A 25,187-nucleotide genomic window follows, 5' to 3' on the forward strand; every position below is an offset into this window, starting at 1 on the left:
GGTGATGAAATGGATCCGTACGGAGATCATAATCGAAGAATAATAAGCCCTCTTGATAAGATGACAGTACAGCAGGAGCAAGATAGTCAACAAGATAAGATGCCTCTGTTAGAGGAGCGAGTTGAAACGGAATCGGATTCGGGGCAGCAGAAGCCGGAACTTTTTATTGAAACTCCGGATAGCAACAATGGGAAGGCGGACAACGATCCAACACTTGTCGAGCACCTGACCGATTTACGCAAACAGCTTATTAAAAGTGCCGTTGTCTTCATTTCCTTTTTTGTCGGTGTATTTGCGACGGTAAACTTATGGTTTCCAATTGCCACGAGAGGGCATGAATTGATTGTCCTCGGACCGATGGAAGTCGTCGTATTCTACATGTCCATCTCGACCGCTTTAGCATTCGGATTATCGCTCCCATTCCTATGCCACTTCTTATGGCAATTCGTGAAGCCGGGGCTTCACTTGAAGGAAAAGCAGTTCCTGAGCCTGTATTCGCCAGTCATGTTCATCTTATTTCTCGGTGGATTGGCATTCGGCTACTTCGTCGTCAATCCACTGAGTTACGGCTTCCTCGTATCGTTAGGAGCCGTGAACTTCACTGTGATGGTGTCTGCACAGGAATATGCGAAGTTCCTGCTTATGACGACGATGCCGATCGGGCTCTTGTTCGAGCTGCCAATCGTCGCCATGTTCCTGGCCGCAATCGGAGTATTGACAGCGCACACATTACGCAAAGTGAGAAAGTGGTCCTATCTCATACTGGCAGTTGTCTCTGCGCTCATCACTCCACCCGATTTCGTCAGCCAGCTCATCATTCTTATCCCGATGATCTTGCTGTACGAGGCGAGCATTTATATCGTACTTCACATGGAGAGGCGCAATATTGCGGTTCAAGAATAAAAGGAGAGGGCGCTTCCAAATGCGCGCCCTCTCCTTTATATTGATTGGATTCAGTTGAATAGACCGCCCAATAAGCCTTTATTCCGACTGGAGGAAGTGGAATTGCGGGAGCTTTTATCGCCTCTCATCGGTGTAGAGCCGAACGAATCGAACTGCTTCGAAAGTTTATTTCTAGCGTCCTTGTTTCTCATCAAATATGCAGCGCCTAAACCAAGTGCGGTCAATGCCATTTTTTTATTCATTATCGTTACCTCCTAGTTTTTAGCTTATAAAATACTTTCCCGATTTGGTAGAGTCTAAACAACGATGATGTACGTATTTTGTGCGGGTGGGCTCTATTATTTCTACAAGGGCTCCTTTATTCGATTAAGGGCTCAATTAATCGTACAAAGGCTCAATTATCGAATGGCGAATTGTCCTCGACAAAAAACGGCACCCATAAAGGATGCGATTCTCCCGTGAGAAAGACACTTATGAATAAGGTGATCCATTTTTTGAGGTGAATGGTTCTGCGAGCGATTCGAACTGCCTCATCAGCTTTCCTCGGACTTTTTTATTTCTCATAAGAAAAGCCGCTCCGATCCCTAATGCCGCTATCGCCATTTTATTCATAAAAACGTCACCTTCCTCACATTGGATTTTGGATCATTGTTAAGATTCCCTACTTCGAAAATTTTATCCGGATATTTCAACGAGTTCAGTACTAAAGAAGCAACTAATTTTCCTTTTGAAAAATAAATTACGCTTTGAAGTAATTTGTTATTGCGTTACGGCATAAAATAAATTACTATACAAAGTAAGGGGTGAGGAAATGGAAAGAGATAATCTTCGGTTGAATGTTTCACTACTAAGGAGAAGGGTGCCGAATTTGACGAGCGCGGCGAAATCGGTCGGTCTTCGGCCAGCGACAGTTTCGAATTTGTGTACGGGTAAAATTTCAGTCGGTAAATCGGAAGTGAGGACACTTGTAGCGCTTGCGGATCTGGCGGGGTGCAGTTTGGATGAATTGATAATCCGGGGGGAGAAAATCGAAATGATTGAAACGAAGATTAAAACATTGGATTTATTTGCACCGTTGGCAAAAGGCGGGACAGTCGGTTTAGTTGCTAGGAAGCAAATGGGTCAACTTGTCGTCATGAGTGAATTATTCTATCGGTTGAAGCGCGAGGGCTATACGACATTCCTATTAATGCCCGAGGGAGATTACCCTGAGTTGGAAGATATATTGGAACACGTGGATATTACAACGAAAACAATTGATGAAACGTATGAGAAAATGGCAGCCCTAGGCCTTGAGAAAGAAATTGCATTTGCAGCAGACAAAAGTCATGTAGTGGCCGGTGGAATCTATGAGCTGCAAGAGCGCTTACAGCAAATCGGGATGGAAGCCGTTACGACTTTCCTATTGGACTTAACGGGAGAATCGGTAGATGAGGAGCTTCCATATGGTCCACTTGAAACGCTTTGGCAGTTCGACGCCGATCTATCGGCAAGACACCAATATCCTGCAGTCAATCCGATTGCCTCCACTTCATCTGTACTGGAAGGCTCGCATATGGATCAGAATCATTTCTTCATTCAGCAAAGAGCACAAAAATTATTACGACGTTACCGGGAATTGCGTTCACTTGTTGCGGTAGGCGGAGAAGAGAGGCTGCCGACTTCCGAAGTGCAAACTTACAAACGTGGAGAGCTTTTGGAAGCGTATTTGACTCAACCGTTCTATGTGGCGGAAGAGTACACCGGGCAAATGGGCCAATCAGTGAATCTTCAGGATACATTGAAAGATGTGCAGGCCATATTGGACGGCTCGTTGGATTCACAAGGTATTGAAAATCTAAGTTACATCGGAAAGTTGTGAAAATAGTTTGTGAGGATTCCAACGTTCAGATAAAATAATGAAAAGACAACTGGGAGTGACGCGGTCGCTCCTTTTTTCGAGTATTGGGGGAATTACCTTGGAGACATGTCGAAAAGTTGCGAAATGGATGGGCGGCTATGATCGTCCTTGGGGAATCGCGGGTGGATGGGCAATAGATCTTTTTGTCGGGAATGAAACACGGGAACATTCGGACATCGAAATCGCTGTACTTCGAGAAGATCAACGCAGGTTTAAGAATGTATTAGCCGACTGGTCCTTTCAAAAAGCGGTCAATGGGGAACTCGTTGATTGGGATTTGGAAATGCTTGAGCTGCCGATCCATGAATTACACGGCAACCATAAGAGAAGCGAGGAACGTTTGGAAGTCTTGATAAATGAAGTGGAAAATGAGCAGTGGGTTTTTAGACGTGATCCCACAATCACTTTTCCAAGTTCTACATTATTTTTAAATTCCGAGGAAGGCATTCCTTATTTGAATCCGGCGATTGTCCTTTTATACAAAGCAAAGAATTTTCGTGAGAAGGACGATGCGGATTTTAAAGTAGTAAAGGACTTGCTGAGCCATGAAGATCAGCACTGGCTTTGCAAAGCGCTGGAAACTCATGTACCCGGTCATGAATGGATTTCCAGGTTGCAAGAAGGGATTGAATGCAGCACCGCAGAATGAAAGAGAGAGCGTAAAACATTTCAACTTTTAAGAGGGGGAAGGGACAATGAAGAAGAAGGCGCTTGTCGTAATTGATGTTCAAAATGCAATGTTCATGGAGGAGGATCCTGTCTATCAAGGAGGAGTCTTGATTCAAAACATTAAAGATCTCATAGCAAAAGCCCGTTCCAATGAAACGCCAATATTTTTCATTCAACATAACGAAGGGATGGGGCAGCCGTTGGAGAATGGAACTTTCGGATGGGAGATACATCCTGAACTAGCACCTGGTGAACAGGACACCATCATTCAAAAGACCACGCCGGATTCATTTCACAAGACAGATTTTGAAGAACATCTACAACATCGAAAAGTTGAAAACCTTGTTCTGGCAGGTATTCAAACGGACATTTGCGTAGATACGACGTGCAGGAGGGCATTCAGTATGGGCTATCATGTCACGTTGGTCGCGGATGCCCATAGTACATGGAATTCCGGGAGCCTTTCCGCCCGACAGGTCATTGATCATCATAATAGAGTGCTGAAATGGTTTGCGCGCGTCAAGGAAGCAGGTGATATTCAATTTAATGAATGAAAATGGATGTCGATCGCTATTCTGCGCTCGGTTTTTAGATTAGATTAAATTAAATTAAATTTTTGGCGCGCCCAAAAAGGGCGGTCCCACGTCCAAAGAGAACCCTTGCCGTCCAATGTAAGCCTCCCTGCGTCCATAGAATCTCGCCATGCGTCCAAAGTGATCCGCTTTGCGTCCAAAGAAATCCCCCCACGCCCAGCCCGCCGAAATCCTTTACCGTATCTTATTAGAAACAATCCTTTTTTAAGAAGGTGGGAAGGCAATGGTGCGTTGGATTGATATCTCCGTTGGAAAGCATGAGTTAAAACTATTTGATGGAGATCGATTGCTGAAAAAGTATCCGATCGCCGTTGGGAGGATTGTGTCGTCTACGCCGATCGGGACATTTACAATCATTAATAAACAGCTGAATCCTGGCGGTCCGTTCGGTGCTTATTGGATGGGGCTATCCAAACCCCATTACGGGATTCATGGTACAAATAATCCTTCTTCCATCGGGAAAAACGTCTCGCGCGGCTGTATCCGGATGCATAACAAAGATGTCCTGGAGCTGTCCAAGGAAGTGCTGTTAGGAACGACGGTCGTCATTCATAAATAAGAATATAGACTAAAAGCCGGTTGCTTGGGTGCAATCGGCTTCATTTCGTAGTGGTTGGGGAATCAAGTTCAACCCATTCCTTCGACCACTCTTCAATCTCTTTCATTATCGGCGTCAAAGACATTCCCTTCTCCGTCAATGAATACTCGATGCGCACCGGTGTTTCGGGATATACTTCGCGGACGACGAACCCGCGCTGCTCCAAATCCTTTAGCCGTTCCGTCAACGTTTTTCCGCTCACTCCCAATTTGTCGGTCATCGTGCAAAAGCGCTGCGGACCGGACATGAGTTGGTATAAAATCAACGCAGTCCATCTCTGGCTCAAGATGGAGACAGTCTTTTCAAAGCGTGGACATAGCTCGAATTCATTCATATGCCAAAATCCTTTCACATAAAATCTATATTTGTTGACAAACTATATTATAGCATATAAAGTTAGTTACATGAAGTAAGTAACTTACTGGGAGGAATAAACAATGAATTTTCATCACCCGCCACATATATACACAGGGGAAGTCGTTTTAAAAGTGACTGACCTGGACAAATTGACAAGTTTCTATACAGAAATTATCGGATTCGACGTGTTGGAAAAGGATGATAATCACGTAATCTTAACAGCCGATGGCAAAAATCCGTTGCTCGTATTGGAGCAGCCGGAGCAAATACATCCGAAAGAGCCTAGAAGAACAGGGCTATATCATTTCGCGCTTTTGTTGCCGACGCGAGCGGATCTCGGAAAAGCGATCAAGCATTTTTCAGAGAACGAAGTACGCCTTGGGGCTTCAGATCATCTCGTGAGTGAAGCACTATACTTATCCGATCCTGACGGAAACGGAATAGAGATTTACCGTGATCGGGAACCGGAAACTTGGAAATGGCAAAATGATTTCGTTGCGATGAGCACGGACCCGCTTGATGCAAGAGCAATTGTTGAAGAAAGCGGGAATGAGGAATGGAATGGTCTGCCCGAAGGAACACTCATGGGGCATGTCCATCTCCACGTCGCAAGCCTTCCCGAGACACAAGCATTTTATGAAGCGTTAGGTTTCAGAGTTGCCACCCATTATCCGCAAGCCTTGTTCATGTCGACGGGAAATTATCACCATCATCTTGGACTGAATACGTGGAATGGAGCAGGCGCGCCTCGACCGTCGGAAGAAAGCGCAGGACTTCAAGCTTACACACTTGTATATCCTGACGAAACGACTTTGGCTGCGGCAATCGGAAAAATTGAAGAACTGGGTGCTCGTGTGGAGCCAAGAGCGGGCCAATTTGTGACGGAAGATCCTTCTGGAAATGGAATCATTCTGCGTCTTCACCGATAAAAAAATCGAAACCACTACTAGTGAAACTTTTTTCGACACCAACCGTAATAAACCGTATACTTGAATAAATACTTTCGTAGACGGTAAAGGACGTGGGAAATTGACAAAGAAGCTTTGGTTCCAAGTTGGTGTCGGCATTTTATTGGCCATCTTAATCATTAAATATTTCATGGAAATCAGTTTCATATTTGCGCCGGTCATCATTATTATAAAAGCGATTATTTTACCGTTGTTGCTCGGTGGAGTGCTCTATTACATGACCGAACCGATACAGCGTTTCCTGGAAAGTCGTAATATCCCGCGATGGGGAAGTATTCTGATCATCTTGGCAGGCTTGGTCATCATACTAGCCATTTTCATTTCCATCATAGGACCCCATGTAACGAGACAGGTGAATAACCTTGTCGAAAACGCGCCAACCTTGTCGAAGAAATTCGATGATATGAGAAGTATGTTCGGGGATCTGGAAGATTATTTACCTCCAAGCTTGCAAGGTTCAATCGACAGTGCCACAAATTCGATTCAGGCAATAGCTGTGAACTTTGGAAAATGGATTGTCCAATTTTTACAATCTTTCTTCCAAGCGATATTCCTGCTCGTATTGGTGCCGTTTTTCTTCATCTTTATGTTGAAGGACCATGAAAAATTCGCACCGATCATCTATGACCTGTTCAGTGGGGAACGGCGTGAATGGGTTAAAAAAACCTTGAGCGATATTGACAATGTGCTACGTTCTTACATTCAGGGACAATTCCTGATCAGTACAATTCTGGCAACTCTCATCTTCATCGGATATTTAATATTGGGTCTTGAATACGCATTGCTTCTAGCCATCTTTGCGCTATTCATGAACTTGATTCCTTTCATCGGACCATGGATTGCGGTTGCGCCGGCTCTCATCATCGCTTTTATGGATAAGCCTAAACTTGTCATCGGTGTAGCGATCGTGACGCTCGTAGCCCAGCAAATCGACAGCAATCTTATCACGCCGAACGTCATGGGCAAATCGCTCGACATTCACCCGCTAACTGTCATTACAATCATCCTGGCAGCAGGTAATATCGCCGGTTTCGTCGGCATTATCGTTGGTGTGCCTGTATATGCGGTAGGAAAAGTGATTGTACGCAATATTTACGATCAACGAAGAAAAATCAAACATGCAGCTACAAAGGATGTACAAGGATGACAATAAACGCCGGTATTGGATAAATCCAATACCGGTATTTTCATTTCTTTCAGATTACAATTTTAAAATGTTATAATACAATCTATTAGGCTGACGACTGGATGTGGGATGATGCAGCATGACGGCTATACGGTAAGGGATCTTCAATTTTGGAAAATTGTACTTGGCTTAGGGTTCGCCTCTATTTTCATTTTCGCATCGATGTATTCAATGCAACCGCTCCTGCCTTTATTCACAATAGAATTCGGCATATCGGTTTCGTATGCAAGTACTGCCATGTCAATGACGACAATCGGGTTAATTACAGGACTACTTGTCCTCGGTTTCTTTTCGGATCGGAACGGACGGAAAGTATACATTTACCTTTCCTTAATCGGATCGGCTATTCCATTTCTACTTATCGCAAACACGGATTCATTCCTGCTCATCATCATTCTTCGCTTCGTGCAAGGGTTTGCACTCGCTGGTGTACCTGCCGCGGCACTTGCCTATATCAGCGAGGAAATACATAAGCAGTTTACGAACATTGCAACAGCGCTTTACATATCTTTTAATAGTTTGGGAGGCATGATCGGCCGTTTCATGACGGGTTTTATTGCCGAACAGGCTTCTTGGCAAATGTCTTTATACATACTATCGATTTTCGGAACGGTGCTGTTCGTCATCCTGCTGTTGGCGTTGCCGAAATCAAGGAATTTCGTGCCAAGTGATACGACCTTTGCGAAAGATATCGAAGGGATTGTTTTTCATCTCAAAAATCCTGCTTTGCTCATCGTATTCGGCTTAGGCATCGTTCTTCAATTGTCTTTCACAGGTGTGTGGACGTACTTACCGTTCCATCTGATTAATCCACCGTATTCTCTATCACTTGAGGCGATTTCATACTTATACTTGGCGTATGGGTTCGGAGTCGTCGGGGCTCCGCTTGCAGGATGGCTTTCAGGGAAGTTCGGTCTCCGCAATGTCAGGCTCGCAGGGGTTGCATTACTAGCCTTAGGCATTGGCATGACAGCATTTTCATCGCTCACTATGATCATTATCGGTCTATGTGTCATCTGTTTAGGATTTTTCACGGCCCATTCTTTGACGGCGGCATCTGTCAGCAAGGAAGCGACTCATCATAAGGGCAGTGCAGCGAGTCTCTATTTGGTTTCTTATTACATAGGCGTAGCGATGGGCAGCACATTGCTTAGCCCGCTATATGAATCGTTCGGTTGGGTAGGGCTCATTGTATTGACGGCAATCTTGCCGATTGTTTATGTAGGAATGATTCGGTATAGACGAGCGAAGAGGGCGTAACGAATAAAAACAGGGCAGCCGTAGAAATATGGCTTGCCCTGTTTTCAATTTATTCATTTGAATGATTCTGGAATGGTTGTTAAATCGATGCCCCATAGCAGCGGAAGCAAGAAATAGATCGCTGCTGTCACGAGGACAATTCCAATGATATTTAGTGCAAACCCAGCCTTCGCCATATCGGGAATCCGTAAATAGCCGGAACCGAAAACGACGGCGTTCGGTGGTGTCGCTACAGGCAGCATGAACGCACAAGAAGCGGCCACACCTGCAGCTATCATAAGTGCAAACGGATGGAACCCTAACGCGACGGCAAGTGATGCCATGATTGGATACATCATGGATGCTGTTGCAGTGTTGGAAGTGATTTCCGTCAAGAAGATGACGAGTGTCGTAACGATGAGAATGACGATGAGGATATGCACGCCGCTCAACCCCGACAATTGTGATCCAATCCAAACGGACAGTTCCGAGCTGACAAATCCGGAAGCGATTGCCAGGCCCCCTCCGAAAAGCAAGAGAATACCCCACGGTAATTTAACAGCCGTATTCCAATCCAATAGATGGTCGCCTTTCTTATTGACCGATGGGATGATGAATAACAGAATGGCAAATACCATTGCGATGACGCCATCACTTAACCCATCAATGAACTTGGAGAGCAGGAATGTCCGTGTAATCCAAGAGAAAGCAGCCAATACAAAAATAGTAAAAACAATTTTCTCTTCCGTAGAAGCTTTGCCCAATTTCTTTTTCTCACTATCTATGATGCCACGTCCACCAGGCAAGGTTTTGATTTTTGAAGGAAATGCGAATTTCACAAGGTAGACCCACGTGATTAAAATGAAACTCCAAGCAAGCGGTACACCGAACATCATCCACTTTGCAAAGGACAGCTCGATGCCGTACATTTTATTGATTGCACCCGCAAGCAAAGTATTCGGCGGCGTACCGATTAATGTCGCGATACCGCCCAATGAAGCCGAATAAGCAATACCCAACATGAGCGCCTTGCCAAATCCGAAATTCTCTTTTGACGTATCGATGGAAGGGTCATCCTTCAATGCATCTGAAATTTGGTAGATGATTGCAAGCCCGATCGGCACCATCATCATTGCCGTCGCCGTATTCGAAATCCACATGGATAGGAATCCAGTCGCGACCATGAAGCCTAGGACGATGCGATCCATATTCGTTCCAATTGCGGAAATGATCGTCAATGCAATCCGGCGATGTAAATTCCATTTTTCCATCGCAAGCGCTATCATGAAGCCTCCCATGAATAAAAAGATCGTTTCGTCCCCATAAGCCGAAGCGGTAGACTTCACTTCCAGTCCACCTGACAAAGGGAACAGGACTAGCGGCAATAACGAAGTGACGGGGATAGGAATTGCTTCCGTAATCCACCACGTTGCAATCCACAACGTACTCGCCAAAATGGCGACACCCTCAGATGATAATCCTTCAGGCTTGAAAAATAAGAGAGTAATAAAGAATAATAGCGGTCCTAACGCCAATCCGGTCAATTGTGCTGGTGAATAACTCCGCGGATCTCGCCCCCCGCCTGCATTTCCGACACCAATCTTCTGACCGCCTCCGCCGCCGGATGCCATCTCTGACGAATCCGGTCGGAAAAAGAAACGGAACAAGTCTTTTACCTGATCGTGCATATGCCACAACCGGTCCCATGTCGATGAAAACATTGTCGAATTCCCCCTTTATGTAATTGTTAAAATTTTTCAGTACATTATGAGTATACTATTCAACTACTTGGGGAACAAGACCATATAAACTTCATTATTGTCGCTAGCACATTAGGCGTATTCTCGGGAAAAATTAAATAGAAGCGAAACTCACTCAGGCTATTTCATTTTACTTTTCACTTTTCGAAATACAATTCCCAATGCAACCCGCATCCTGGATTAAATTGTGCCCCGCAAGAAGGACACCCAAATCCGCTATCCTTATATTGATCAACCGTCAATTCGTTTTTGCATTTACCACATAGCACTGCATGCATACCAAACTTCACTTTCGGCCAAACTTTATGGTCGCCGCAACCTGATTCTTCATGGCACCGATAGCAAGGATAATAAGTATCGCAGCAATAAAATTTAATCGCTATAATATCAAACTCGGAATGGTAGTGCGTACAGCGCGTTTCGCTATCGATGACATTGCCCGAAACATGAATCATTGATTCCCCTCCTCAACATGAATAAATTGGAGCTTTTTACCCTGGGACCGTAATCAGCGGCCTTTATTCCATTAATAAATCTTATCTAGCCTACCGCGTAAGGTGAACGTTCATTTTAGCGGGCAAAACCCACACTGCATTAAGCCCGGCACATCTTTCGAGAAACAGCACGTCGTCCGAACTGTCGTGTTCAGCAAATCGCACGGCTCGTTTCCTTTTAAAAATGCTGCGAATAAAGAGTGCGAGGCGATGTCTTTCCAAATCTCGTCATCTTTCAAGCAATTTATATCTGCCCGCGCTTTTTCTTTCGTGCCAGGATTGCTCAACATGACATGGTACTGCCACAGCAAAAAGCCGAAGATGTTCTCCCAAAGAGTCAGCGGAGAGACGGAGGTGACTGTCCGGATTTGACGGATGACTTTATCCGCTTGCAGCAAGATTTTCCGGATGGCAACCCGATGTTCATCTTCATCAACCACTCGCCAATCGTTCTCTTCGACAAAGGTGCTTACTGTACGATTTCCATACTCTTCGACTGCCCCAAAATACATCTTCGCTGCATCCCCGTCCCATATTTCGTCATAGGCCGCCACGTTATACAACTGCATATTGATGAACATTCCAACACGCCGCATAAAGAAAGAAGCAGCGACCGTCATATTCGGGCTTCCGCTCACTGTTTGCACAGCTCGAATGCAATCCGCCGTTTTTTCATTATCAAGAAGGTCTTGTAATGTGAATAAGAGATGTTGCGGGTTATTTACGCAAACACTATAGCTATTCAATTGTCTAATTTGATCACTCGATAATTTTGTCATACGTCAATTATAAGTATTGACGCATTTTTCAACAAGTTGAGTAGGCTTACAGTCTGTACTATACTGATTGCAATACAACAGCAGGGAAGTGTGACATATGACAAAGCTATTAAATTCATTGGAATGTATCGGATTAATTGAAAAGGACACTGACATTATTATCCCTCTTTCAAATGGCGAGCCACACGGTTTGTTGGATGTACTTGAAGCAAATTATGAGAAATTGGATAACGTCAAAGTGCATCAAATGTTGGCACTTCGTGAGCGTGATTATATAAACGGTAAAATGACCGGACATCTTTCCCACATTTCGTACTTCCTGAGCGGAGCGACGAGAAGAGCATTTTGGGCAGGGCATGTCGAATTAATTCCAAATGTGTTTCAGGAAATGTATAGATTGCTGCAAAAGACGACGAAGAAGCCGATGGTCATGGCGGTCGCTTCGCCGATGGATGAGCATGGCTATTTTTCGCTTGGCACGAATGCTGATTATGCCGCTGAATTTATCGGCAAGGTTCCTTTTGTATTGGAAGTGAATCGCCACATGCCGCGCACTTTCGGGGCGAATCAAATACACATTAGCCAAATTGCGGGATTCATTGAAAATGATTTGCCGTTGACTGAAGAGGTATCACCGGTAATTACGGAGAAAGATCTGAAAATCGCGGAGTATATAACAAATGATATCCAAGATGACGATACGTTGCAGATCGGCATCGGTGCCATACCGAATGCTGTCATGAAGATGCTCAAGGACCGCAAGCATTTAGGCATACACACGGAAATGCTGACGGATGGCATTGTTGATTTAGTTGAGTCGGGCGCGGTGGATGGAATGAAAAAGTCGTCCCGTACAGGGAAAATCATTGCGACATTCGCTTTCGGATCACAGCGGTTGTATGATTTCCTCGATAACAATCCATCAGTGGAGTTTCTGCCGGTAAGTGTCGTCAATGATGCATATGAAATTGCAAAAGAGGATCATATGGTGTCGATTAATGCAACGACAGAAGTCGATTTGTATGGGCAATGCGCATCGGAAACCGTTGCTGGCCGTTATTACTCTTCTAGTGGTGGCCAGGCTGATTTTGCTAGAGGTGTCCGATTGTCGAAATACGGCAAAGGGTATGTATGTATGCATTCGACGGCGAAAAATGACACGATTTCGAGAATCAAGCTTCATCTTGCGCCGAGCTCTGTCGTGACAACCTCAAAAAACTACGTGGACAATGTTGTAACGGAGTATGGGATTGCCAGATTGCATGGCAAGTCCTTGTCAGAACGGGCGGAAGCATTGATTGGCATCGCACATCCTAAGTTTAGGGAAGAATTAATGAGGGAAGCTATAGAATTTGGTTTTATCGATTAAGTAAGGGGAGGAGCCTAGTGTGGTTCCTCTTTTTTTGATGAAGTGGACGAATTTCAAGCTGAATTGTAGTCAAACGGTGATAAATTCCCCTGAATCGGTGATAACACATCAAGAGTCGGTGATAAAGTCATCCAAGTCGGTGATAACCTGTTTCAAGTCGGTGATAACACTTCCAAGGTCGTTGAAAGCGGGTAAAAATACTACATACGAAGTGGGAAGTATTGGTCAAGTGGTGATAAACCTCGTCTGAGTGGTGATAACCATCTCCTAAGCGGTGATAATGTCCGTCTGAGTGGTGATAAGTCTCTCCTAAGTGGTGATAAACAAAACTGTTGCGCGCCCCATACCCATGGTGGTATATTGAAATTGCAATAATAATACTGTGCAGGGTATGCTTGGGACACGGTTCATTGTTCGCAGATACGCAACTAAACCATTATTATCTTTGCCACGAAAATTTAGGAGTGAAAACCGATGGAATGGATTATTATCATAGCAATCGTCGCATTTTTTGCATGGCGCATGATGCCGGCAAAAGGCGTAAAATCAATATCGACGCACGAATTGAAACCAATGTTGAAAGATAAGTCAAAGCAATTCATCGATGTCCGTACGCCGGCAGAATATAAAGGGCGCCATATTAATGAATTTAACAATATCCCTTTGAACTTGTTGAATTCCAAGTTGGATAAACTTGATAAGAATAAAGAGATTGTCGTCATTTGCCAGAGTGGTATGCGAAGTTCTCAAGCAGCAAATATCCTGACAAAATCGGGATTCACAAATGTCACGAACGTCAGAGGCGGTATGAGCGCCTGGCGCGGATAAATTAGTAAAACACGAAAGCATCTGTTGCGGAAATCGCGGCAGATGCTTTTTGACGTCCAAAGCAAGCCAACCCGCGCCCAAAACCACCCATCCCACCTATCCAAACCTTGTCGATTCGCCAAAAACCGCGCCATTTGCCCAACCAAACCCATAGGCGTATACATATTATTGTTATGAAGAGGTGGTGAACGTTGAAAAAAGATAAGGCGACTATTGGACGCGATCCGTATGAGATCGAACAGCGGGAATGGAAGCACAGACAATCGAAGGAACGATATAAGCAGCTATTGACGATCGCTTCGCCAATCTTCCTGTTGCTGTTGTGGGAAGTGATGTCAAGGACGGGGATAATGGATATCCGATTTTTCCCGCCACCATCCGCCATTTTAGGCACCTTTGTCAAAATGATTGCAAGCGGGGCGATGGCGGACCATATCGGCGTTTCGTTGTACCGGATTTTTGCAGGGTTCCTCGCGGGTGTCATACCAGGGGTTGTCATCGGTTTGCTGATGGGTCTTTATTCCCCGATCCGTCATTTTGTTCAGCCGATCGTCATGGCGCTCATGCCGATTCCGACGCTTGCATTGCTGCCGATCATCATCATCCTATTTGGGATCGGTGATTTGTCGAAAGTTGTTACGATTGCGGGAAGCGTATTTTTCCCGGTTGTCATCAATACGGCGGCTGGGGTCTTGAACATCGACCGAATTTATTTGGATGTTGCAAATAATTATGGAGCAGGTAAAGTGCAGTTCTTTTTCAAAATTGCTTTGCCTGGTGCTTTGCCGGTCATGCTGGAAGGAATCCAGATGGGGCAGGCGATTGCATTGCTCACGATTGTCGCCGCAGAAATGATGGGGGCGACATCGGGTATCGGATATTTGATCTGGACGTCTTATAAAGCATTCCTGCTCCAGGAAATGTACGTCGGACTCATCCTCATCTCCTTTTTCGGCTATCTCTTTTCCTTGATGCTTCGCGGTCTTCAGAAAAAGTTGTTACCTTGGAGGTGAGTGGATGAGAAAGAAAGCGAAAATCGAAATTAGGAATCTGACGAAGGCATTTTACAAGAAGCAATCTAGTGTGACAGCTCTCGACGATATTTCCCTCTCAATAGGAGAAGGGGAATTTGTCTGCATTGTCGGACCGAGCGGCTGTGGCAAAACGACTTTATTGCGGATATTGGCGGGTTTGGAACAACCGAGTGTCGGTGAGTTCGAAATTCGGTCGGAACAAGAAGGACGTCCTCTCCAATCGATGGTGTTCCAGGAGAGGGGCGTCATCCCCTGGCTGACTGTGAAGGAGAATGTTGCATTTGGGTTGAAAATGCGGAAAATGCCGAAGGACGTCATTCGGGAGAGGACGGAATATTACTTAAAAAAGACTGGACTTGACCCGTTTTCACATCTTTACCCTAAGGAATTATCCGGGGGAATGAAACAGCGGGTAAGCATAGCCCGTGCGTTCGCAAATGATCCCGAAATCCTACTTATGGATGAACCGTTCGCTGCGTTGGATGAACAGAACAAGTTCATCCTCCAAGAAGAATTGTTATCTATCTGGTCGGAAACAAAAAAAACAGTGATCTTCATAACACATAGTATTGACGAAGCATTATTGCTGAGCGATCGAATTCTGCTTATGAGTGCACAACCAGGGAAGATCATCCAGCAAGTGAATATTGACACACCACGACCTAGGACAGTGGAAGATATCCGGAAAGACCCGAAACTTGCAGCGCAGTTTGTCGATATTTGGAAACATTTGCAAGACGAAGTACAGCGGTCCAGGAAAGAGAACAAATGAAATGGGGAAAAAAAGTGAAAGGGTTCAAATATGGTTGGATGATGATGTTGGCTGTCATGCTTGTACTTGCTGCATGCGCTAAACAAGAGCCCGCTCCGCCGACAAAAGTGGAAACACCGCCTGGCGATCCAGTCACTGAGGCACCTTCCGGAGATTTGGCGCCACTTGAGAAACGGGTGAAAGTGTTGATTGCTGAAGACGGTGCGGCTTCCGGTGCGGGGTTCTATATTGCGAAGGAAAAAGGGTATTTTGAGGACTACAATATTGAAGTGGAATTTGCGGATTTTGCCAATAGCGACGACATGCTGCCGGCACTTGCAGCGGGTGAAGTCGATATTGCGGGCGGCGTCTCGACCGCTTCATTCTTTAACGCGATTGCGCAAGGCATCGACGTTCGGATCATTGCGGATAAAGGGCATAATATGCCAGGGAAATCGTATTTTACTTTCGTCATCGGAAACCATATGGTAGATGAAATTAAAGATTATCCAGATTTCCGCGGGAAAAAGATTGGCGTATCTTCCAGAAACTCGATTGATGGATATATTTATGAGGAAATGTTGAAACATGCCGGATTGACAGAAGATGACGTCGAATATGTCAATATCGCGGACTTCGGTTCAATGCTTGGCGCGATTAACGCAGGAACAATCGACGCTGCGTTGAATATCGAACCGCTTATTGCGCAAGGAGTCGCGAACGGCTTTCACGTCCGTTTCAAAGATGCAACCGATTATGCCCCTGAATCGCAGATTGCGATGGTACTCGCTTCGCCAAAATTCATGGGCGAGGAAGAAATTTCGCTCCGCTTCATGGCTGCCTACTTGAAAGGCGTCAGGGATTATAACGACGCGTTCTTTAAAGGGGAAGGCAAGGAAGAAATCGTGGACATCATGGTGAAGCATACCGCTTTGAAAGATCCGGAGCTATGGGATAAAGTGAATGTCACCGGGCTCGATCCGGATGGTAGGATGTTCGTGGATGATATCAAGAAGCAATACGAAACATATAAAGCGAACGGTGCAATTCGCGGTGATATCGATTTCGATAAAGCCGTTGATACTTCATTGGCAGAGGAAGCTGTAGAGATTATTGGTGCTTATAAATAAAAGAAAAAGGTCCACTAATACGGGGATGCAATTCATAAGAATTGGCGTCTCCTTTTTTTGTTGTTTATCAACGCACAATTCAGTTAAAATAAATACAAGTGTTGTAAAATATTGGGTGGCGCAATTTGAAACAATCAACGTATCTAATAGGGACTGTCATCCTGGGATTATCAATCGTACTGTCTGCTTTTATTCTCAGTAGCGCAACGAATAAAACAACTAAACAAGAGAACAATCCACAAGCTATCAATTCAACAGCTGATTTAATGACAATAACTCAACTTGCTGAATATCTGCAAACAAGTGAACAGGCATTAGAAGACATTATTTTAAAGGATGATTCTGAAAGAGCGGAACTTAGCAGCTATGACACGTATCGATTCATCCCATATCTAACAATCGCTGAGCAGAAAAGATTTATAAAAGCGGAAATCGATGAGTGGTTAAAGTATCAGAATGACCATAACTACCGCTACCGCTGACTTGCTGTGAATAAAAAGTGCTTAGTTTTTCGATAAACTAAGCACTTCTTTTATATCATCTCCAACAATATGTCACCTTTTAGCATCTTCAAGTGTGTTAGTAGTGAAAGGGGTTGATTAACGTTGCAACAAGTAGTTTGGTTGACTGAACTAGATGTAGAGCGAATGGTTGATACATACGGCAATATGCTGTTCAGGATATGTCTCGTTCTGTTGTCCAATGAGAAAGATGCAGAGGATGTCGTACAAGACACTTTTATAACTTATCTAACTAAATCTCCGAATTTCAATGATTCAGAACATGAGAAGGCGTGGTTGATAACGATTGCCACGAATCGCTGTAAGAATATGAGAAGATACAATATTATTCGTAAGCATATGGATATCAATGATTTGCAACTCTATAGTATAGAGGATGAAAATTATGGGTTACTTGATCACCTTATGAGATTACCAACTAAACATAAAGTTGTATTGTTACTTCATTATGTGGAAGGCTATAAAGTCGATGAAATAGCAAAAATCCTTACTATTACTACATCAGCAGTGAAAAAGCGATTACAACGGGGAAGAGAGCTTCTGCGGGAGAGATATCGAAAGGAGAATGAATGATGGATTATGAGAAGATTAAAGATGCTGTTACCTCTATCGAAATGTCGAGAACGATGGAAGATCGTGTAAGAGAGAATATCGGAAAAAGAAAATCGGGACAGATACATTTTAAAAGGTGGATTCCGTTAGCAAGTGTATTTGCAATCTTATTGGCGATTATGATGGGTATTCCCTACTTTAATAAGAATGGAGAGCTCCAGGTTGCAAATTTTACAATTACGGCCTATGCATTGAGTGACGATGAGAATCAGTTGGATACGACGATTACATCTGAACAAGCTGCTATTGAATTAGCGACAGAAAATAGAATGGGTCTTGTGAGTATAGGCGGCGATGGCGATAATTTAATTTTTACAGACGTTATGCTCAAAATAGAAGGAGAACAAATTGACTCAATCACGTATACCTTAAACGAAGGTAAGTTCGTCGAGGATGTTACATTTACAGCAGAAAGGTTTCGAGATAGGGAATGGTTAGAATCGGAAAAGATTAATTACATTCGTAGTGTTCCTGGCTCAGGTGTATATGACGGTATAAGGGAAATCGGTAGTTCCTATATAGTTAACTATAATGAACAGGAAAACTATAAATATACACTTGCAATTCCTCACGATGGCAATAATGTAATAGCTGACGACGTAATCATTAATGTAAATGTAACATATATAGATGGCAACTCTGAACAACAAGACATTCTTGTAACGCAAGAAGAAAATTCTGTTTTATTGAAACTTGTAAAGTAATCAAGAATCCAAACCTTTACACTGATAGAAAACATATGAAAAAACGCTCATTTCTGAGCGTTTTTTTCCTTCAACCGAACCCGTTACTGAACAACGGACATTTTTTTCTTTGCAACGGAAGTCTGATAGCTATGCAATCCCATACCGATAATGATCACCAATATACCGATCATAGAAAGCGGACCAGGCAATGCAATATGTAAAATGAGCATTTCCCCTATCATCGCGAAAATGAGCTCTGTCGATTGCGTCGCTTCCACTGCAGCGAGCTTGCCTTGGTCATGTTGGACTAGGTCTGTCGCCATGAAGAAAAGCGTCGTTGCAATGACGCCTGAGCTAACCGCGACAATTAACGACTGGATAATCTGATTCATGGAAGGCGGTCCAACAGTCAACATTGCGTAAACAGCAAATCCGATCCAAACTGGAATCGTCATCAACGTCATCGCTAACACCCTCTGAAAAGTATCAAGTCTTCCTTGCAATAAATCCATCATCTTCCGATTGCCCAAAGGATAAGCGAACGCAGCAATGATAATGGGAAGGATGCCGAGCAATAAAGTGCGCGTATCGACACTGTTCGCATTCGGGATTTGAATAAGGACGACGCCAACCAAAATGATCAATGAAATGGCTAATGAGATCAATGGAATCCGTTGCCTAACCTTCCTATCACTATTCCCGGTCTTTACGACAATCGTGAAAAAGGGCGCTAACAGAACGCCTGCGACAATCGTCAGTTGCCAAGTTCCCGCAAGCAGCCATCCAGGACTATACGCTGCAGAAAAGGTCAAAGGGGCATAAAATAGTACGAACGCCACGACGCTCCAGCCGAAAAAGGGAAGGGGCTTTGCAGCCATTGCCTTCCCTGTATCCCGAAGCCCTTTACGATAAGCCACGATGGCAATCAAAAATGGAACCATGAAGAAATAACGGAGGGAGGCGCTCCATAACCAGCTGCCTCCCGAAATCTCCATCGATCTGTTTAACACAAACGTCACCGCGAAAAACAGAGATGATAAAATACCAATCCAAATAGCTTTCACAGCAACGCCCCCTTATGCGCGTTCTTCGAATAGCTTTACAGCTTCGATGATGACATTCGTCGCCTTCTCCATATTGTCGACCGAAATATATTCATATTTTCCATGGTAATTCTCTCCGCCTGTGAAAATATTCGGCGTCGGCATGCCCATGTAGGAAAGCTGCGATCCGTCCGTACCACCACGCACAGGCACGATATTAGGCTTGATCTCGAGCGCTTTGAATGCATCCGAAATGATATCGACAATTTCCATGACTGGCTCGATTTTCTCGCCCATATTGAAATATTGATCGTTCAGTTCAAGCTCAACAACATGGTCGCCGTGCTCTTTCTGTAGTTGAGCAGCTGTGTCGACGAACAATTGCTTCCGCGCTTCAAACGTTTCACGGTCAAAGTAGCGGATAATATAGTGCAACTCGGTCTTCTCGACAGATCCATTAACATCCATCAGATGAACGAACCCCTCATAACCGTCTGTCACTTGTGGAATCTCATTAGCAGGCATTGCCGCTTGGAATTGGTTCGCGATGAGAATGGAGTTCACCATCTTGTCCTTTGCGGAACCCGGATGCACATTCGTCCCGTGGAACGTGACTTTTGCACCTGCCGCATTGAAGCTTTCATATTGAAGCTCGCCAAGCGGTCCGCCATCCATCGTATATGCATATTTTGCACCGAATGCTTCTACGTCGAATTTATGCGGTCCACGCCCAATTTCTTCATCAGGTGTGAAAGCAACACGCAGTTTACCGTGTTTAATTTCCGGGTTTTGAATCAAATACTCCATCGCTGTCATGATTTCAGCAATTCCGGCTTTATTGTCGGCACCTAACAATGTCGTGCCATCTGTTGTGATGAGTGTATGACCCAGATAATTTTTCAGCTCAGGGAATTTGGAGACTGACATTGTCGTCTGTTCATTCAACTGGATGTCGCTGCCGTCATAATTGTCGATCCGCTGTGGATTAACGTTTTTGCCAGTGTAGTCGGTCGCCGTGTCGACATGAGCGAGAAATCCGATTACCGGCAGATCTTTATCGGTAGTTGACGGTAAAGTGGCGAATAAATAGCCGTTTTCATCCAAAGAGATTTCTTCCATGCCAATTTCAGCAAGTTCTTTTTCAAGTACGTGCAGCAGATCCCATTGACCAGGTGTGGATGGTGTGGATGTGCTATTCGCAACCGATTGTGTATCGATTTTTGCATAACGAGTTAGACGTTCGATCAGTTTTTCCTTCATTCCAAATACCTCCAGTTAATGAAAAGCATAGTTTCTTTTATCTTATCAGATTGTTTCGATTCACGGAATACTTGACGACCCGGCTGCCAATGCTTGCGGCAATGAATACCTGTGCAGCATAGTATGTCACCATGACAAAGGCTTCCCGATAAGGAATATCGATGATGAATCGGTCGATGGCGAGCACGGAATCCGAGAACATGAAGAGCAGCGCACCAGTAATGGCCAGTACCATTCTCGTTCGGATCGCCATCCATCCCATTGTCAAAATGACCGCGATATAGGCGAGGATAGCCAATCCAAGAATGGTTTCTCCATTGGCAAATTGGGACCCTGCAATCCAGATGGCCATAACGACACCATAAAGCACAAGCAGAATCGCAGCCCATATCGGTACACGTTTACGGCTAGCAGACTTAAAAGCGAAGATGTAAAAAAGATGCCCGATGAAAAAGGTGATAAGCCCTGCCATGAACCAATAGATGACACCATCTGCAATCATGCAGACACATAATCCAGCAATGACGATTCTTTTATATGTCTGTGACACAAGTGGCAGCGTCATCACAGCGAACATGATAATGAGCGCCATCGGAATGAGCTTCATGAAAATTTTAAAACCGACTGGATCAGGCGGGATGAAAAAGATATATATGGCACCCATTATGACGATGGCTGTCAATAGAATTTTCCTCACTGTATGTACAGCTCCTCTCCTCCTTTTCATTTCGATAGTCGGAGGCGGAAGTCCTTCTATTTAAGTGTCGTCAACAGTTTTTTTGTCCTTAGGATATCAATGAAAACTTCGAGTGCCTTCGTTTGGAACGGTGTATTTGTCACGATGGAAAATTGACGGCGGTGGGGGAGTCCTTTCACATCCAACACTCGCAAATCGCCGTTTTTCAATTCTTTTTTAATCGACCAATGGGAAAGCAGGCTGATTCCGAGACCCGCCTCGACCGACTCCTTGATCGGCTGCGTGCTGCTGAAATCCATGAGCTTCGTCGGTAAAATTCCGTGTTGTTCGAATAAAATATCCATCGCTTCCCGAGTACCGGAGCCGTGCTCACGTACAATCCAAGTCTCCTTCTCCAAATCCGTCAACTCGAGCGATTCCTTCCTATTTGCAAACGGGTGGTCGACAGAACTGACGATTACCATGGCGTCTTCAGCAAAATCCTCTACAATGAGCCTTGCCGCATTGAAATTCCCTTCCACAATGCCTATATCGAGCTGGTGGCTTGCGACGAGATCGGCAACGGTTGCCGTATTGCCGATTTTTACGGTCGGTTGGATATCGGGATAAGTCTGTTGCAAAGTGGCGATAATGCGTGGCAACACGTATTCTCCGAATGTATAACTTGCACCGATCGACAATGGCCCGCTCGCCTTATTCGCCAGATCATCGACAAGGTTTTGCATTTTTGTATACAAAGCAAGAATTTCCTTCGCATGATGGTAGACGATTTCCCCGGCCTTGTTGAGGCGTACGTATTTATTCGTACGCTCCAGCAGTCTTGCCCCAATCTGTTCCTCAAATTGACGGATATATTGGCTCACTGCCGGCTGGGTCATATGATGCTCTTCGGCAGCACGTGAAAAGCTTTCTTTTTCCGCTACCGTAACGAATACTTGAAGTCGTTGGTCCATATCCATCACTCCTTGCGTTCAATCATATCATTTTCCTTATCATTGGTATTATTATAATTTATTTTACTTATGTAATGGGGCATATTAGGCTTAGACAGGAGGTGGTACAATTGGTTGAAAAGAAGAGTACGAATGAAAAAAGCATGTGGATCTCCGGGATTGCATTCACATTTTTTATTGCATTTTTAGGTTTTTTATTAGCGAAAGTACCTGGATTCAATCACATCGGACAATTGGCGAGCGCCATCATCATAGCTGTTGCGTATCGGCAATTATTCGGTTATCCTGAAGCTCTTCGTGGCGGAATCACATTTTCATCGAAAAAGCTGCTGAGGCTAGCGATTATATTATACGGATTGAAATTAAATATCGATGTCGTCTTCCGCGATGGATTGGGCTTGTTGGCGCGTGATATGCTCGTCATTGCATTTGCAATCGGGCTTATGGTCCTTCTTGCCAAATGGCTGAAGGCGGATAAGAGCATCTCCATGCTGCTTGGAGTCGGGACGGGAGTTTGTGGGGCTGCAGCCATCGCGGCGGTCGCGCCGATCATCAAAGCGAAGGATGAAGACACCGCAATCGGAGTCGGCATCATCGCCATGCTCGGTACCGTGTTTGCCATCGGCTATACAGTATTACGGCCGATAGTGCCGTTGCTCCCGACAGAATACGGTATCTGGTCGGGCATGAGTCTCCACGAATTAGCCCATGTAGCAATTGCTGCAGCTCCCGCTGGGGAAGATGCACTTGCGCTTGCGCTACTTGCGAAACTCGGCAGGGTATTTCTCTTAGTGCCGTTATGCTTCATTTTCATTTATTTCATGAAACGTAAAAGTAAAGGGGAAGAAGAGGGGCAGAACAAAATTGAATTCCCTTGGTTCCTCGTCGGGTTCATTGCGATGAGCTTATTCGGAAGCTATGTGCTAGGCAACTTGATTCCGATATCTGAAAGCGTACTGGCAGGAATCAGCACTGCAACGACATGGCTATTGACAGCCGCCATGGTTGGACTCGGCTTGAACGTGAGCATGAAAGACCTGCGTGAACGCGCGATGAGACCATTAATTGCAGTGACAATCACATCAATCTGCTTGTCTGTTTTGGTGTATTTTATAATTTGAAAATCATGGGCTTAATTGCCGATGGAGAATAAATAGAAAACCAAAAGAAAAAGGGCACTCCCTGACGGAGATGCCCTTTTAGATATAAATTAACCAACTGAGTAGTTCTTATGAGAAACAACGGTGAGGTTGGATGCGACACCAATACGGTCGGCGTCGTCCTCCGAAATTTTAACGATGACTGAGTTTTCGAGAATCTTATGAATTGTTCCGTTCACCTCAAAATCATTGCGAACGAATGAAATCTCCTCATCGATATGACGAGCTGCGACAAAATCTGAAACAGGTTTCTCCCTGCGTGGAAATGCCAAACGAATCACTCCTACTGTTTATTCTCATCATAATCCCCTAATGAAAAACTGCTTAGGTGCATCCTAAGCAATTGAAATCATGATGGAAAACAACTAGTTGAAACCGATCCCTATCAAGTTGTCTATAACTAGTATACCATAAATTGTCGAACTTTGCAGAACTCTGAATCGTTTATGCCCAGCTGCTGCTTGACATTATACCTAGAGGGGTATAGAATCAGAGTTGTAACAAACGATAAAGGAGCTGAAGGTACGTGCATTACGATGATAAAATCGTAAACCGATTAAAAAGGATTGAAGGCCAAATCAAAGGAATTTTACGGATGATTGAAGAAGGAAAAGACTGTAAAGAAGTCGTCACTCAATTGTCAGCTTCCCGTTCAGCGATTGACCGTACGATAGGCGTCATTGTCAGCTCAAATATTATTTCATGCATGCAGAACGTTGATGAAAATAATTCGATGTCTCAAGAGGAGATTGTAAAAGAAGCAGTTAATCTCCTAGTAAAGAGTCGCTAACAGTTGACTCTTTTCTTTTATCGGTTTAATATACCCCTAGGGGTAGTGGTATTTTGAAAAGAAAGGATGATTGAGATTGTCGGAAAAGAAAAAGACGACCATTGTTTTGTTCAGTGGTGACTACGATAAAGCGATGGCTGCCTATATCATTGCGAATGGGGCTGCGGCTTATGACCATGAAGTGACGATTTTCCATACGTTTTGGGGGTTGAATGCACTTCGCAAAGAGGATCACGTTCCAGTGAAGAAAGGGTTTTTGGAAAAAATGTTCGGGAAAATGATGCCGCGTGGCGCAGATAAGATGGGCATTTCAAAAATGAATATGGCTGGAATGGGACCTAAATTGATTAAGCATGTCATGAAAAAGCACAATGCGATGACGCTTCCCCAATTGATTGAGTTGGCGCAGGAACAAGACATTAAACTTGTCGCTTGTACAATGACGATGGATTTATTAGGTCTTGATCAAGCAGAGTTGCTGGAAGGCATCAATTATGCGGGCGTAGCTGCTTATTTGGCTGATGCGCAAGATGGAAATGTGAATTTATTTATTTAAAAAAGGAGGAAATAACAATGAATGAAGTAACAGCAAAAGAAATCGAAGCAAAACTATCCGCGAGACAGCCGCTTACTCTTATAGATGTCCGTGAAGTGGATGAAGTCGCTGAAGGAAAAATTCCTGGTTCCATTAATATCCCCCTTGGATTATTGGAGTTCCGTATGAATGAATTGGATAAAACAAAAGAATACACAATGGTTTGCCGGTCGGGAGGACGTAGCGGACAGGCGACGAACTTCCTTGAAAGTTACGGATACAAAGTAGTTAATATGGCAGGCGGCATGTTGGCTTGGGAAGGCCCGACAGAGGATTTATTTACAAAAAATAATACCCCTGGGGGCAATTTGG

30 protein-coding genes and 1 pseudogene are annotated in these 25,187 nt (G+C 44.3%); 20 read left to right on the plus strand and 11 right to left on the minus strand.

The genetic code is table 11. The annotated features are described in order from the left end of the window. The first annotated feature begins 9 nt into the window (after positions 1-9). Positions 10-903 (plus strand): twin-arginine translocase subunit TatC, encoded by an 894-nt coding sequence (gene tatC, locus M3152_RS00375; RefSeq protein ID WP_251693020.1) that lies wholly within the window; start codon positions 10-12, stop codon positions 901-903. 50 nt (positions 904-953) lie between these two features. Here tatC and M3152_RS00380 read toward each other — a convergent pair whose 3' ends face one another. Both M3152_RS00380 and M3152_RS00385 read right to left on the minus strand, forming a co-directional pair. Then, entirely contained in the window at positions 954-1,145 is a 192-nt protein-coding gene (locus tag M3152_RS00380; protein ID WP_251693022.1) for a hypothetical protein, read from the minus strand. A gap of 229 nt (positions 1,146-1,374) precedes the next feature. Beyond that, on the minus strand, positions 1,375-1,515 hold the full coding sequence (locus M3152_RS00385; RefSeq protein ID WP_251693024.1) for a hypothetical protein: 141 nt from the start codon (positions 1,513-1,515) through the stop codon (positions 1,375-1,377). Between the two features lie 199 nt (positions 1,516-1,714). Between M3152_RS00385 and M3152_RS00390 the strand changes: the two genes are divergently transcribed. The 4 genes from M3152_RS00390 (at position 1,715) to M3152_RS00405 (ending at position 4,624) form a co-directional block, all read left to right on the plus strand. Then, a complete protein-coding gene (locus M3152_RS00390) occupies positions 1,715-2,764 on the plus strand; it encodes an ATP synthase beta subunit C-terminal domain-containing protein (RefSeq protein ID WP_251693025.1) in 1,050 nt (349 codons plus the stop codon). A gap of 97 nt (positions 2,765-2,861) precedes the next feature. Continuing rightward, the gene (locus tag M3152_RS00395) at positions 2,862-3,452 is read left to right on the plus strand and encodes a nucleotidyltransferase domain-containing protein (protein ID WP_251693027.1); all 591 of its coding nucleotides are present in this window, start codon (positions 2,862-2,864) and stop codon (positions 3,450-3,452) included. A gap of 46 nt (positions 3,453-3,498) precedes the next feature. Continuing rightward, positions 3,499-4,026: a cysteine hydrolase family protein gene (locus tag M3152_RS00400; RefSeq protein WP_251693029.1), complete on the plus strand. Its 528-nt coding sequence runs from the start codon at positions 3,499-3,501 to the stop codon at positions 4,024-4,026. A gap of 262 nt (positions 4,027-4,288) precedes the next feature. After that, positions 4,289-4,624, plus strand: a complete 336-nt coding sequence (locus M3152_RS00405) for a L,D-transpeptidase (RefSeq protein WP_251693030.1) — start codon at positions 4,289-4,291, stop codon at positions 4,622-4,624. 40 nt (positions 4,625-4,664) lie between these two features. Here the strand turns inward: M3152_RS00405 and M3152_RS00410 are convergent, their stop codons facing one another. Beyond that, positions 4,665-4,997, minus strand: a complete 333-nt coding sequence (locus M3152_RS00410) for a winged helix-turn-helix transcriptional regulator (protein ID WP_251693032.1) — start codon at positions 4,995-4,997, stop codon at positions 4,665-4,667. Between the two features lie 103 nt (positions 4,998-5,100). Here M3152_RS00410 and M3152_RS00415 point away from each other — a divergent pair, with 103 nt between their 5' ends. The 3 genes from M3152_RS00415 (at position 5,101) to M3152_RS00425 (ending at position 8,434) form a co-directional block, all read left to right on the plus strand. Beyond that, positions 5,101-5,949: a VOC family protein gene (locus tag M3152_RS00415; protein WP_251693034.1), complete on the plus strand. Its 849-nt coding sequence runs from the start codon at positions 5,101-5,103 to the stop codon at positions 5,947-5,949. Between the two features lie 100 nt (positions 5,950-6,049). Further along, the gene (locus M3152_RS00420; protein ID WP_251693036.1) at positions 6,050-7,135 is read left to right on the plus strand and encodes an AI-2E family transporter; all 1,086 of its coding nucleotides are present in this window, start codon (positions 6,050-6,052) and stop codon (positions 7,133-7,135) included. A 111-nt stretch (positions 7,136-7,246) separates the two neighbouring features. Then, positions 7,247-8,434: an MFS transporter gene (locus tag M3152_RS00425; protein ID WP_251693038.1), complete on the plus strand. Its 1,188-nt coding sequence runs from the start codon at positions 7,247-7,249 to the stop codon at positions 8,432-8,434. Between the two features lie 53 nt (positions 8,435-8,487). On the opposite strand, the gene M3152_RS00430 is transcribed toward M3152_RS00425, so the two are convergent. The 3 genes from M3152_RS00430 to M3152_RS00440 all read right to left on the minus strand — a co-directional run bounded on the left by M3152_RS00430 (position 8,488) and on the right by M3152_RS00440 (position 11,287). Continuing rightward, entirely contained in the window at positions 8,488-10,134 is a 1,647-nt protein-coding gene (locus tag M3152_RS00430) for an SLC13 family permease (protein ID WP_251693040.1), read from the minus strand. Positions 10,135-10,310: 176 nt separating this feature from the next. Then, the gene (locus tag M3152_RS00435) at positions 10,311-10,628 is read right to left on the minus strand and encodes a CHY zinc finger protein (RefSeq protein ID WP_251693042.1); all 318 of its coding nucleotides are present in this window, start codon (positions 10,626-10,628) and stop codon (positions 10,311-10,313) included. Positions 10,629-10,738: 110 nt separating this feature from the next. After that, a complete protein-coding gene (locus M3152_RS00440) occupies positions 10,739-11,287 on the minus strand; it encodes a hypothetical protein (RefSeq protein ID WP_251693044.1) in 549 nt (182 codons plus the stop codon). A 256-nt stretch (positions 11,288-11,543) separates the two neighbouring features. Here M3152_RS00440 and M3152_RS00445 point away from each other — a divergent pair, with 256 nt between their 5' ends. The 8 genes from M3152_RS00445 to M3152_RS00480 all read left to right on the plus strand — a co-directional run bounded on the left by M3152_RS00445 (position 11,544) and on the right by M3152_RS00480 (position 18,395). Beyond that, positions 11,544-12,815: an acetyl-CoA hydrolase/transferase family protein gene (locus M3152_RS00445; protein WP_251693046.1), complete on the plus strand. Its 1,272-nt coding sequence runs from the start codon at positions 11,544-11,546 to the stop codon at positions 12,813-12,815. 474 nt (positions 12,816-13,289) lie between these two features. Continuing rightward, positions 13,290-13,643: a rhodanese-like domain-containing protein gene (locus M3152_RS00450; protein ID WP_251693049.1), complete on the plus strand. Its 354-nt coding sequence runs from the start codon at positions 13,290-13,292 to the stop codon at positions 13,641-13,643. Between the two features lie 191 nt (positions 13,644-13,834). Next, on the plus strand, positions 13,835-14,656 hold the full coding sequence (locus M3152_RS00455; protein ID WP_251693050.1) for an ABC transporter permease: 822 nt from the start codon (positions 13,835-13,837) through the stop codon (positions 14,654-14,656). A gap of 4 nt (positions 14,657-14,660) precedes the next feature. Beyond that, a complete protein-coding gene (locus M3152_RS00460; RefSeq protein ID WP_251693052.1) occupies positions 14,661-15,449 on the plus strand; it encodes an ABC transporter ATP-binding protein in 789 nt (262 codons plus the stop codon). Continuing rightward, positions 15,446-16,558: an ABC transporter substrate-binding protein gene (locus tag M3152_RS00465; protein WP_251693054.1), complete on the plus strand. Its 1,113-nt coding sequence runs from the start codon at positions 15,446-15,448 to the stop codon at positions 16,556-16,558. Before M3152_RS00460 ends, M3152_RS00465 begins: the two co-directional genes overlap by 4 nt. Before the next feature lie 125 nt (positions 16,559-16,683). Beyond that, complete coding sequence (locus tag M3152_RS00470; protein WP_251693056.1) at positions 16,684-17,040, plus strand: Clp protease ClpB; 357 nt, start codon at positions 16,684-16,686, stop codon at positions 17,038-17,040. Positions 17,041-17,163: 123 nt separating this feature from the next. After that, positions 17,164-17,652, plus strand: coding sequence for an RNA polymerase sigma factor (locus M3152_RS00475; protein ID WP_251693058.1), 489 nt, complete (start codon positions 17,164-17,166; stop codon positions 17,650-17,652). Then, positions 17,652-18,395: a hypothetical protein gene (locus tag M3152_RS00480; RefSeq protein WP_251693060.1), complete on the plus strand. Its 744-nt coding sequence runs from the start codon at positions 17,652-17,654 to the stop codon at positions 18,393-18,395. Before M3152_RS00475 ends, M3152_RS00480 begins: the two co-directional genes overlap by 1 nt. An 83-nt stretch (positions 18,396-18,478) precedes the next feature. Here M3152_RS00480 and M3152_RS00485 read toward each other — a convergent pair whose 3' ends face one another. The 4 genes from M3152_RS00485 to M3152_RS00500 are packed head-to-tail and all read right to left on the minus strand — an operon-like array spanning position 18,479 to position 22,330. Beyond that, positions 18,479-19,441, minus strand: coding sequence for a DMT family transporter (locus M3152_RS00485; RefSeq protein ID WP_251693062.1), 963 nt, complete (start codon positions 19,439-19,441; stop codon positions 18,479-18,481). 12 nt (positions 19,442-19,453) lie between these two features. Then, positions 19,454-20,680: a peptidase T gene (pepT, locus tag M3152_RS00490; protein ID WP_251693064.1), complete on the minus strand. Its 1,227-nt coding sequence runs from the start codon at positions 20,678-20,680 to the stop codon at positions 19,454-19,456. Positions 20,681-20,717: 37 nt separating this feature from the next. Further along, positions 20,718-21,377 (minus strand): lysoplasmalogenase, encoded by a 660-nt coding sequence (locus M3152_RS00495; RefSeq protein WP_251693066.1) that lies wholly within the window; start codon positions 21,375-21,377, stop codon positions 20,718-20,720. A gap of 56 nt (positions 21,378-21,433) precedes the next feature. Beyond that, a complete protein-coding gene (locus M3152_RS00500) occupies positions 21,434-22,330 on the minus strand; it encodes a LysR family transcriptional regulator (RefSeq protein ID WP_251693068.1) in 897 nt (298 codons plus the stop codon). 143 nt (positions 22,331-22,473) lie between these two features. Between M3152_RS00500 and M3152_RS00505 the strand changes: the two genes are divergently transcribed. Further along, on the plus strand, positions 22,474-23,451 hold the full coding sequence (locus M3152_RS00505) for a YeiH family protein (protein WP_251695204.1): 978 nt from the start codon (positions 22,474-22,476) through the stop codon (positions 23,449-23,451). Positions 23,452-23,540: 89 nt separating this feature from the next. Here M3152_RS00505 and M3152_RS00510 read toward each other — a convergent pair whose 3' ends face one another. Next, positions 23,541-23,771 (minus strand): DUF2187 family protein, encoded by a 231-nt coding sequence (locus M3152_RS00510; RefSeq protein ID WP_251693070.1) that lies wholly within the window; start codon positions 23,769-23,771, stop codon positions 23,541-23,543. A gap of 245 nt (positions 23,772-24,016) precedes the next feature. Between M3152_RS00510 and M3152_RS00515 the strand changes: the two genes are divergently transcribed. The 3 genes and pseudogenes from M3152_RS00515 to M3152_RS00525 all read left to right on the plus strand — a co-directional run. After that, a complete protein-coding gene (locus tag M3152_RS00515) occupies positions 24,017-24,280 on the plus strand; it encodes a metal-sensitive transcriptional regulator (RefSeq protein ID WP_251693072.1) in 264 nt (87 codons plus the stop codon). A gap of 76 nt (positions 24,281-24,356) precedes the next feature. Further along, complete coding sequence (locus M3152_RS00520) at positions 24,357-24,836, plus strand: DsrE/DsrF/DrsH-like family protein (RefSeq protein ID WP_285846855.1); 480 nt, start codon at positions 24,357-24,359, stop codon at positions 24,834-24,836. A gap of 17 nt (positions 24,837-24,853) precedes the next feature. Continuing rightward, positions 24,854-25,123, plus strand: a pseudogene (locus M3152_RS00525) (rhodanese-like domain-containing protein); the annotation flags it as partial. Between the last annotated feature and the right edge of the window lie 64 nt (positions 25,124-25,187).

It is taken from the genome of Sporosarcina luteola (assembly GCF_023715245.1).
GTDB classification, from domain to species: domain Bacteria; phylum Bacillota; class Bacilli; order Bacillales_A; family Planococcaceae; genus Sporosarcina; species Sporosarcina luteola_C.